The following is a 10,124-nucleotide window of genomic DNA, read 5'->3' as shown; positions in this document are numbered from 1 at the left end:
AAAAATTAAATTAAGATCTTTTTATTTAAATGAAACTGATAATTCAAACACTTTTAATTTTATTTTTTTCATCTTCTTTTTTATTTTCAGGTGAACCAGGAGATTTACCTGGAGAAGAAACAGACAAACCAGAAGAAATGTTTGATGAAAAACCAACAGAAAAAGAGGGTTTAGATGTCTCAAATATTACTGAACTATTAAAACCAAAAAATACTGAAGTAGTACTTCCAAAAAATAGATTAGAGCAAATATTTAACCAATCTTTTTTAGCTGAACTTAATAAAGATCAATTAAGTATAATTGGTGAATGTGAAAATAATCTTGTGGAAGGAAAATGTTACAAAGTAAGGCCAAATAAACTATCAAATCATTTTAATAATTATTATTTTTATACAAATTCTCAAAATCAAGTTTATTCAATTATTGCATTTAACAATAAAAAACAAGGTGATCTAAATTTGTGTAAAGAAAAAATTTCTTTATGGAAAGATTATTTTAATAGTTATGATTTAATTGAAAAAGAACCAAAAGATAATTCATTAAATTTTGTATTAACTGATGCTCCACAAAAAAATAGCATCGAAATTTTTGCTTCTTGTTATAATGAGCAATTTAGAGATATATCTTCTAGTTTTAGTATTAAATTTTTTAAAAATGTTTAATGAGAGTTTTTGTTATTCTCATTTTAACTATATTTATTCAAAATAAATTATATGCAGGTAATATTACTGCAGAAGTCAGACAATCTTACAAAGAAAGAACAGAGTTTGTAAAAAAATACATATCTACTATTAAAGAAAATAGAGAAACAAATAAAAAATTTAAAGGGAGTGTAGTCGAGTCTGTTTCTGGTAGACTCTATACTAGATGGGGATCTTTATCTCAATACGAATTAGATCAAAAAGCCTTAAAAGATTGTAAAAATGATGGTGGGATTGATTGTTTAGTTCGATTTAGAACTCTCAAGAAAAACCCTAAATATAATAGATATGCAAAATATATTAATTCAAAATCAAGTTTAAAAGTTTTAGGTGAGTATATTAAATCAAAAAAAAAAACTTCTTCTAGAGGAATAGATATTTTAATTAGCACTGAAAACTTTAAAAACAAAAAAGATTTTTTTTGTGGTCAAGTAAAGTCTAATTACGATGATATTATCAACAATCTTGTAAAAGAAATAAGTATCTATCCAGAATCTTTCTTAGAAAACTCAGGTTTAAAATATGTAATGGTTTGTGAAAAAATAACTGACAAATCATTAGGATTTGAACCAGGTGGTTTGGCACCAGGGCATGTTGATCAGTCGCCAGGAGTTTTTTATTTAAATTTGTCGGTTGTTAATGAAATTAAAAACTCAAAAGCAAAAAAAAATTATATTAGACTTTTGTTTCATCATGAATTCTATCACATTATAGACTCTAAATTATCTTTGATGCAATTAGATGAAACTTGGGAAAAAATTAATAAGGTAGATTATTCTGATGATTTAATAACCGGTAGCTCAGGTATTGACACCTCGGTAGAAGGATTTATTTCAGGTTATGCAAGAAATAATTCTGCAGAAGATAAAGCAGAATTATTTGCATTCATGATTGCACAACATAAAGAATTTAAAAAAGCTATAGCTAAAGATGAAATATTGTTAAAGAAATCTAAATTAATGATCTCTAGACTTAAAAATATTTCAAAAGAAATAAATAAAAATTTTTGGAAAAATTTAAATTAAGTTTTTCTTAATTCGCTAATGTTTTTAATTAATTCTTGACAATCTTTTTCAACTTTTGAAAAGACATCTGACCAGTCTCCTTGGACCTTTTGTCTGTAAATTCTAAAATTATCGTACCAAATAGTTTCATCTTTAGAATTTAGCCACCTCCAATCAGAAACTTTAGGAAGCAATAACCAAGTTTGAGTACCAAGTGTTCCTGCTAAATGAGCAATTGAAGTATCTGTAGTTATTACGAGATCTAAATATTTTATTATTGCAGCAGTATCGATGAATTTTTTTGAACCAACATCCATTAGTAAATCATAGTTAACAATATTTTCCTCTAAATTAAATTTTTCAATTTCAGATACAGCTGAACCTTTTTGAAGATTTATGAATGTAGCTGATGGATTTTTTACAATATTTTTAAAATTATTTAGAGAAACTGAATTATTAGCAACCCTAGGATTTAAACTACTACCTTGCCAGTTTAAACCAATTTTTACATTATTGTTAACCTCTATCAGTGTTTCCCATTCTAAAAGTTTATTATCATTAATTTTGATAGATGATGGTAAAGGACAATTGCTATTAAGATCTGGTGTAAGTAAATAAATTAAATTTTGTAATGGTATCCAATAATCGTAATCATCATATTCACTTTCACTACTAACAATTTCTTCTATAAAAACCATATCTTCAAAGAAATGATGAAGTTCTTCCTGACACTGGAATATAATTTTGCAATTAAGTTGACTTAATGTTTCAAGGTATCTTGAAAATTGTAAAGAATTACCCAAACCACTTTCAGCAACAATTAGAATTTTTTTATTCTCAATATTTTGACCATTCCAAATTAAATTTTTTTTATGAATTACTGATTTAAAATTTTTATCTTCATATATTCTGTGATTATATTCTTTGAAACCTTCTTCAAAATTTGACATTGATAAAAGGGTAGTACCTAGATTAATTTTTGATTTATTAAAGTTTGGATTGAGTTCAATTGTTTTTTTATACATTTCTATTGCTTCAGAATATTTCCCAGCATTTAGTAGGGTGTTAGCAAAATTAAAATGCACTACATGAGAATCTGGTTTCGCTTTAATTGCTCTTTGATGACAGATTATTGCATCTTCGTACTTATGCTGAAGATAAAATAAGTTTCCAAGATTACTTAAAATAAAATGATTACCTGGATTGTTTATTAGACCTTGTTGATAAACTTTTATGGCTTCATCGTATTTTTGTTCTTGTTTGTATAAAGTTGAAAGACTTAAGTATGCCTTTATTTCTTTAGAATTTATTTTAATGGCAGCTTTGTAACACTCAATTGCTTTTTCTAACTTTTTACTTTGTTCATAGATCAAACCTAAACTTAAATAACCATCAACATAAGTAGGGTCATGAGCCAAAAGGTTTGTTAAAACTTTTTCTGCAGCAGAGTTATTATTTAATAAAAATATATTTGTACCTAATCTATTTAGTGCTTTACGATCAAAATTTCTATCTAGTGAAGAAAAATAGTACCAAATTGATTTATCAAAGTTATTTTGTTTATAATGAATATCTCCAATTAAATTATAAATTTCATGATTGTTGGGATCGTGTTTTAATAGATTGCATGCATTTTGCTCAGCTAGGCCATATTGTCTATTATCTAATAATTGATAATTTTTTTTAATATTTTGAGCTACTAGAGATTTATTCATTTTTAAAACGAATCAGTTACCTAACAATATATCTTTAAATCAAATTATAAAAGGCTGATCCTAGATATGGATACAATGCAGAAGCTATGACTATAAAGCATCCATAAGGAATTTGAAAATTTTTATCTTTTTTATAAAGATAAATAATCAATGAACCAACTATTGCCCCAGTGATTGCTGAACTTGCCAAGATTAAGTAAATTGATTTTACTCCAAGCCAAATACCAACCATTAGAAATAATTTGGCGTCTCCTAGCCCCATTCCTTCAACCTTTCTGACTTTAAAGAATAAAAATCTAATAATATAAATAATTAAATAACCAATTACCCCACCAATGATAGAACTAAATATATTAACATCAAAAGGATTATGCTTAAAAAAAGTAAAAATCAGACCAAGAAGTGATAACGGAATGGTAATTTTATCAAGTATTAAATAATATTTTAAGTCAGTAAAAAAAATTATTAATAATCCTGAATAAAAAATAATATATGCTAAAGATTTAACATTCAGTCCATATAAACTGTAAGCATAGACAAATAAAATTGCTGTTAAAATTTCTACCACAAGATAGCTGATATTAATTTTGCTTTTGCAATTTTTACATTTACCGAGATTTAAGATGTAAGAAATGATTGGAACATTTAAATAAAAAGGTATTTTATATTTACAAGTAGTACAAAATGATCGTTTTGAAATGACATCTAAATCATTAGGAAGTCTATATATACATACATTATAAAAACTTCCAAAAATTGATCCAATAATGAACAGTGATAAGGAAAGCACTTATCTTTTAAATTTTATTTTGTCTCCATCATCATCATCTCTTTTGATGCTAGGATTTGTTTCTTCAGTTTCCTTGTTTTCTGTTTCTTCATTATCAAATTGTTGCTGAGGTTCTTCACTAGGAGCAAGGTCAACATTTTCACTTGCTTGTGGCTCAGGTTCTTGAATAGTTTCTGGCTCTGAACTTACTTCAGCTGCATTTGTACCTGTTACATTTTTAATTTTAAAAATTTTATCTAGGTGAGCTAATTTAATGACTTTCATTACTTCATTGCTAACGTCAGTTAGAAAAAATTCTTTAGAGTTACTTTTTGAGAGTTGCATGCCTTCTACTAACGCAGCTATACCAGAAGAATCAATATAGTTCACTTTTGATAGCTGCACCTCAATTGTCTTCACATTATCAATTAAATCTTTTATATTATCTCTTAGTTCTGGAGAGCTATCTAAATCCACTTCACCAGAAACGAATAGTTTTCCTATATTTCCATTAATTTTTTGTTCAATAGACATATGTATTTTTTTATATTATTAGTTTTAAATTACAACATATGATTATCGATTGTATTTGCGGAAAAAAAAAATTTAAATTAGCTGACGGCGTAATGCCAGAACAAGGCTCAAAAGTTAGATGTGGCTCATGTTCTGAGGTATGGTTTTATCATCCAGATAAAGGAAACAATCCAATCAATCAAGATACAACTCCTAAGGAAGAGCAAGATTCTTTGATAGAAAACAATAATGATATAGAAAAAAATGAGGAAATTGAGGACTTCGCTGCAACAACGCAAGCTCAAGCTCAAGAAGATGAAACGATAGATCAAACAACAAGCTTAGGAGATTCAGAAGAGTTGTTAACCACTCATGAAGAGAGTTTGTCAGAAGAGGAAATCAGAGAAGAAAATTTAGAGGATACTAACAAAGAAAATCCAGAAGTTATATCAAATTTTAAAATATTTACAGATGAAGAAACGAATGATCCTCCGTCAAAAGAAGAGATGGATAAAAATATGGATGAATATAAAATTGAAAGAGATAAAAATTTAAATTTCTTTCAAAAATTATTTAAAAAAGATAGAATCTTAGAGGCAAAAAAATCTATAGAAAAAGAACAGCAACAAGCAGATCAGCAAAAAACTAATGATGGCAGAAGAGCAAGATTGCTCTTTTATTTGCTTATACTATTATTAATTGTTTTTTCTATTTTAATAGTTCCTTTTAGAGATCAAGTTGGGATGGCATTTCCATTCATGGAACACTATTTAGAATTTTTAAAACCAATGTATGATTACATTAAGGAACCTTTGGGACTAAAATAGAAATTTATTATTAATTTTCAGTTTCAGCTTTATTTTTTGCAGCTAATTTTTCCTCTTCTGCTTTGAATTTTTCTATAATTTTTGATTTATCTTTCAATAATTTTTCTTTACCAGGGAAAACATAAACTCCAATTTTTCCTTGAGCTATTACTTTTTCAGAATTAGCATTTTCTCTAGAAATATTTTCATCAATTATATTTATTTTAAAATCACTCTCTGCAATTTTATTTTTAAAATAAGTTAAGTTTTGATAGGTACTTAAGAATTGGTACTCGATGTAATTAACTGAATAAATTTTTCCCAATTTATCACTCTCACTTTCATTTAAACTATTGATTTGCACATTAAATTCACTCGCCATTCCCGAAATTGAATTTTTGAAATTTTGAAATTCAGTTGGAGACATAAATTTCATTATTTCCTTAATATACTCATACTCATTTTTATTTACCTCTTTTCCAATTTTAGCCATTTTAATAATAATATTGTCAGACTCTTGTTGGATATTTCCAGTATTAGTTAAAAGTTTATTTTGTTTTGAAAGTTGAATTGAAGTGTAAATCTCGGAAAATAAAAATGCCAATAAGGCAATAATCATTACAGCAAAACCCACTACAACAAATTTTGATTTATCTTTAATTGATTCGTCTTCAACAACTTTTGATTTATTTTTTCCTAATCCAAACATTATAAATTTTTTACTATCATTTATAGATTTGATAAACTGCAAATGATTCGTTCTTAAAATTTATTATATGAAAAAAACCCCAATTTACATCAAAAAAACTCTTGATGAAATTAGGCTCGAATTATTAAAAGATAAAAAACTTAAACTATCCAGACAACTGTATACTCAAAAGCTAAAGGAAATTTTCAATGAGCAGGTAATTGATCTCAAAGATGGCATGGAAACAAAAATGTCGTCTACAGGCACAGATAAAACCGTTGTTATTTCTTCTTCTAAGGAATCATCTTCGCAATCAAAATCAAGACAAACTAATAACAATAATAAAATAATTTTCCTTAACAACGAAGTTGTTGAGCAAAATTTAAGTGAGATAGATGAAGCCAATAATGATTTGTCTAACTTTGGTAATCTTGACGAAAGTATCATTGAACTTAAAGATGAAGTTTCTAATAATAATGATCAAAAGATAATTGATTTGATTGAGGAAGTAGATGAAATAATTAATCTAACAAATGAAGTGGCTGAAAGAGTTGTTAGCAATAAAGAAAATAATTACGAAAAAACATTTAATGATGAAGTAGCCAAAGAAGAAATTACAACTCCTCAGATATTTTCAAACGAGCAATTAGAAATGTTAAACGCTAAAATAAATGATTTAGATTTAAATAGTTCTGAGTTAACTGAGAAATTAGATGAGTTATTAAATCAAAAAAATATTTTTTCTGAAAAATTTAATGATGAGCTTGATGTAAAATTAACTGAAGCGCTTAATAGATCTGAGGAAAGTTTAGAAAATAAACTAAACAATATTAATGATAATTATCATCAAGAGTTTGAGAAATACGAGGATGAAGCAAATAAAAATTTTGCGAATTTAGAGGATCAAATTGTTCAATTAAATACTCAGTTTCATGATATTCAAAATAATATCAGCTCAATTTCAAACAAAATAGACGATAATATTAATCAATTAAACAACCCACAAAAAATCAGTGAAAACTTAAATATTGAAAAACAAATTGATGAAAAAATAAAAGATTTAAAAGATTATAATTTAAAGATTGAAAATACATTAAATAATCTTCACAACAAAATTGAAGAGACTTTAGATAATTTATCGATCTATAGAAACGAAGCAATTGAAAAAGTAGATGAAATAAATCAAAAAATTCAAAATATTGAACCTGACTTAATAAATAAAATAGAAGAAAAACAAAAAAATAAAAGTGAATCTGAAAAACTTCAGGAGAAGTTTGAACAAATCTCCAAGGTTATGGATTTGCAAAATATGAGAATGCTTCAAATGTATCATTCATCTGAATTACAAAATAGTCATTCTATATTGCAAAATAACATGAAACAAAGAAATCAAGATCACGAATCAAAAGATAAAACATTAAAGTTAATTAAAGATCAGATGACGGAAGAGCTTTACCCAAATATCCAAAATGAAATAGAAAAACAGTTTAAGCTTTTAAAAGACCAACTTTCAAATTATGAAATTAAAAGTATTTTAGACAAAATTCAATCTACCAACATAAGCAAGGAAGCAAAAAAACCTCTAAAAAAATTTAGCAATCTTTTTGACGCAAAAAAATACGTAAAAGGAATAGTGACAAAAAAATCCAGAGATTGGATTAAGGAAAATGAAAGTTCTATAGAAAATGTAGCAAAAAAATTGCTTAATGAGTAAATTGCCAAATACTGACCTAATTATAGGTTTTTTGTTTGATAATAGTAATATATATAAAAATATTATATATCAAAAGTAAGTATTTAATTCTTTCTTTGACTTAAAAATAAAATATTACTATATCTACGATCAATATTATTTAAATAATTAAAGATAAAAAAAGGTATATAAATGAAAAAAACATTACAAAAAGGTTTTTCACTAGTTGAATTACTTGTTGTTGTAGCAATTATCGGTGTATTAGCTGGAGTTGGTGTTGTAGGCTATCAAAGTTACACAGATTCTGCAAAAGAGAGAGTAGCCATTGCTAATTTCAATTCAGTTAAAAGATTTATGGAAACAGAGTTAACATTATTAAATAATAATATTCAAACTGTTTCAGGTGCAATTAATAGCTTTTCTACTAACTGTGCAGGCTCCACTACTAAATACGATAGTGAAGCTTCTGATAAAAATATTGGTAAATTCCTTAATGGTGCTGTTTGCTATTTTGATACTTCAGGATATGGAAATGTATTCAAAAACCCGTACGATCCTGCCGGAGCAAGTCAAGTAGTATATAATAAAAACACATCAGCTCTTGAAAAAGGACACATTAACATCGCCTTTTTTACAGCCGGTTCTCGAGCAGGACTTACAGCGACAGAGCTTACTTCTGCAAAAGCAACAACGGCATCAGCAACAAAAGGTCACTTTATTATAACTTACGCAACTGCAGATGATACAGAAGGTACATCTGGAGATGAAAAAGGAAAATTATTTGAATTAAAATAATTTAATTTTTAAAGTTTTAAAAACCCCTTTATTAAAATTAAATGAAGGGGTTTTTTTTTACAGAATACCATATCAGAGAAATTATAAATGGTTCATAAATTAAATAAAACGAAAGTTATTCTAATATTCTTAGTTTTATTAGTGAGCACTTCCTTGACTTATGTTGTTCTTCAAGAATTTAGAAATAATTATTCTATAGTAAAAATTAGTGTCAATAAAACCAACGGTAGTGATACTTCATACAAAATTTCGAACGAAATTCTTAACTTTCTTAAATCAAAAAATATAAGTACTGATTTAGATAAAGATACTTTAGAGAAAATTTATTGGACAGAAAGAGTTAAAGAGGGAGGTTTAATTCTTCTATTTAGGCATTCCGAAAGAGAAAAATGGAATAATTCAGTTGAAGGTTTTGATGCTTATGAATTGTTTAATAAGTATAACGCTAGAAATTTTTCTTGGGATAAGGCAACTTGTTTAACACAAAAAGGTATTGAGGAGTCTAAATTAATTAATGAAGCTTTTTCACATGCCAATATTGAAATAAGTGAAGTTATTAGCAGTCCCTCGTGTAGAGCTGTTGAAACAGCATTGTTTGCATTTAATAAAATAGATAAAATATTCTCTGGTCTTTTGCATTATACAGCATTTCATCCTCTAGATAGGAACAAAATTGGAGAAAAATTAAAAGAAGCTGTTTTAGATTTAGAAATAAAAAAGAATAAAAATATAATTTTATCTGCTCATAATAAAGTAATTTCTCACCACAGTTTTATAGACGCGATGAATGTAGGCGAAGGATTGGAAGAATCAGGATTTTATATAATTGAAAAAAAAGATGATACTTTAAGAGTACCATTTAAGTTTAGTTCAATTAAAAATTTTATAATTCTTTTGTACAGACATGAATTTGAGAAAAGTTCATATATTAAATGAATTTAATATTTAAGAAATTTTTAAAAGATCCAAGAAATATTGGAGCTATTGTGGAATCTTCTGAAAATTCTGCAAAGAAAATTTCTAATATTATAAATAAAACTAAGATAAAAAATGTTGTAGAGATAGGGGGTGGCACCGGAAGTTTATCAAGATTTATACAAAATAAAGATTTAACAATAGTTGAGAGAGATATAGATTTTGTTAAATTATTAAGAAATACGTACCCTAGCTCCAATATTGTAAATAGCTGTGGAATAGATTTTCTTAAAAATTATAGAGATAAATATGGATTATTCACTTCAATACCACTTATAAAAAATCAAACAACAATTGACTTAACTAATTTAATTAATGAACATATTAAAAATGGTCAACTAGATTGGTTTATTATATTGGGCTATAAATTTTTCGATCAATTTAAAAAAGTTAATTTTAAGAATCATGACAGACATTTTGTGCTCAAAAATTTGCCGCCTGCCTTTATTTGGCATTACTATTAAT

Annotated in this window: 11 protein-coding genes; 7 read left to right on the top strand and 4 right to left on the bottom strand. The window is 26.5% G+C overall.

What is annotated here, in order from left to right; genetic code table 11:
* Nucleotides 1-29 precede the first annotated feature (29 nt).
* Nucleotides 30-662, top strand: a complete 633-nt coding sequence (locus ACTTA8_RS05305; protein ID WP_440654743.1) for a hypothetical protein — start codon at nucleotides 30-32, stop codon at nucleotides 660-662.
* Complete coding sequence (locus ACTTA8_RS05300) at nucleotides 662-1,726, top strand: putative zinc-binding metallopeptidase (RefSeq protein ID WP_440654742.1); 1,065 nt, start codon at nucleotides 662-664, stop codon at nucleotides 1,724-1,726. Before ACTTA8_RS05305 ends, ACTTA8_RS05300 begins: the two co-directional genes overlap by 1 nt.
* Here ACTTA8_RS05300 and ACTTA8_RS05295 read toward each other — a convergent pair.
* Genes ACTTA8_RS05295 through ACTTA8_RS05285 form a run of 3 tightly spaced genes read right to left on the bottom strand, consistent with a single transcriptional unit; the run spans nucleotide 1,723 to nucleotide 4,723 of the window.
* On the bottom strand, nucleotides 1,723-3,420 hold the full coding sequence (locus ACTTA8_RS05295; RefSeq protein ID WP_440654740.1) for a tetratricopeptide repeat protein: 1,698 nt from the start codon (nucleotides 3,418-3,420) through the stop codon (nucleotides 1,723-1,725). The genes ACTTA8_RS05300 and ACTTA8_RS05295 overlap by 4 nt on opposite strands.
* A gap of 34 nt (nucleotides 3,421-3,454) precedes the next feature.
* Complete coding sequence (locus ACTTA8_RS05290) at nucleotides 3,455-4,210, bottom strand: prepilin peptidase (protein ID WP_440654739.1); 756 nt, start codon at nucleotides 4,208-4,210, stop codon at nucleotides 3,455-3,457.
* Nucleotides 4,211-4,723, bottom strand: a complete 513-nt coding sequence (locus tag ACTTA8_RS05285; RefSeq protein ID WP_440654738.1) for an STAS domain-containing protein — start codon at nucleotides 4,721-4,723, stop codon at nucleotides 4,211-4,213.
* A gap of 38 nt (nucleotides 4,724-4,761) precedes the next feature.
* Here ACTTA8_RS05285 and ACTTA8_RS05280 point away from each other — a divergent pair, with 38 nt between their 5' ends.
* Nucleotides 4,762-5,529: a hypothetical protein gene (locus ACTTA8_RS05280; protein ID WP_440654736.1), complete on the top strand. Its 768-nt coding sequence runs from the start codon at nucleotides 4,762-4,764 to the stop codon at nucleotides 5,527-5,529.
* A gap of 10 nt (nucleotides 5,530-5,539) precedes the next feature.
* On the opposite strand, the gene ACTTA8_RS05275 is transcribed toward ACTTA8_RS05280, so the two are convergent.
* Nucleotides 5,540-6,217, bottom strand: a complete 678-nt coding sequence (locus ACTTA8_RS05275; protein ID WP_440654735.1) for a hypothetical protein — start codon at nucleotides 6,215-6,217, stop codon at nucleotides 5,540-5,542.
* 67 nt (nucleotides 6,218-6,284) lie between these two features.
* Between ACTTA8_RS05275 and ACTTA8_RS05270 the strand changes: the two genes are divergently transcribed.
* From ACTTA8_RS05270 to ACTTA8_RS05255, 4 genes are all read left to right on the top strand, one after another.
* A complete protein-coding gene (locus ACTTA8_RS05270) occupies nucleotides 6,285-7,910 on the top strand; it encodes a hypothetical protein (protein ID WP_440654734.1) in 1,626 nt (541 codons plus the stop codon).
* A gap of 171 nt (nucleotides 7,911-8,081) precedes the next feature.
* Nucleotides 8,082-8,684, top strand: a complete 603-nt coding sequence (locus ACTTA8_RS05265) for a type IV pilin protein (RefSeq protein WP_440654733.1) — start codon at nucleotides 8,082-8,084, stop codon at nucleotides 8,682-8,684.
* A gap of 87 nt (nucleotides 8,685-8,771) precedes the next feature.
* Nucleotides 8,772-9,620, top strand: a complete 849-nt coding sequence (locus ACTTA8_RS05260; RefSeq protein WP_440654732.1) for a hypothetical protein — start codon at nucleotides 8,772-8,774, stop codon at nucleotides 9,618-9,620.
* Complete coding sequence (locus tag ACTTA8_RS05255; protein WP_440633804.1) at nucleotides 9,617-10,123, top strand: rRNA adenine N-6-methyltransferase family protein; 507 nt, start codon at nucleotides 9,617-9,619, stop codon at nucleotides 10,121-10,123. The genes ACTTA8_RS05260 and ACTTA8_RS05255 overlap by 4 nt, the downstream gene beginning before the upstream one ends.
* Nucleotide 10,124 lies beyond the last annotated feature (1 nt).

Source organism: Candidatus Pelagibacter sp. HIMB1506 (assembly GCF_052047935.1).
In the GTDB taxonomy this organism is placed as follows: domain Bacteria; phylum Pseudomonadota; class Alphaproteobacteria; order Pelagibacterales; family Pelagibacteraceae; genus Pelagibacter.
The sequence above is the reverse complement of the archived record's forward strand: the minus strand, read 5'-3'. Positions and strand labels throughout refer to the sequence as shown.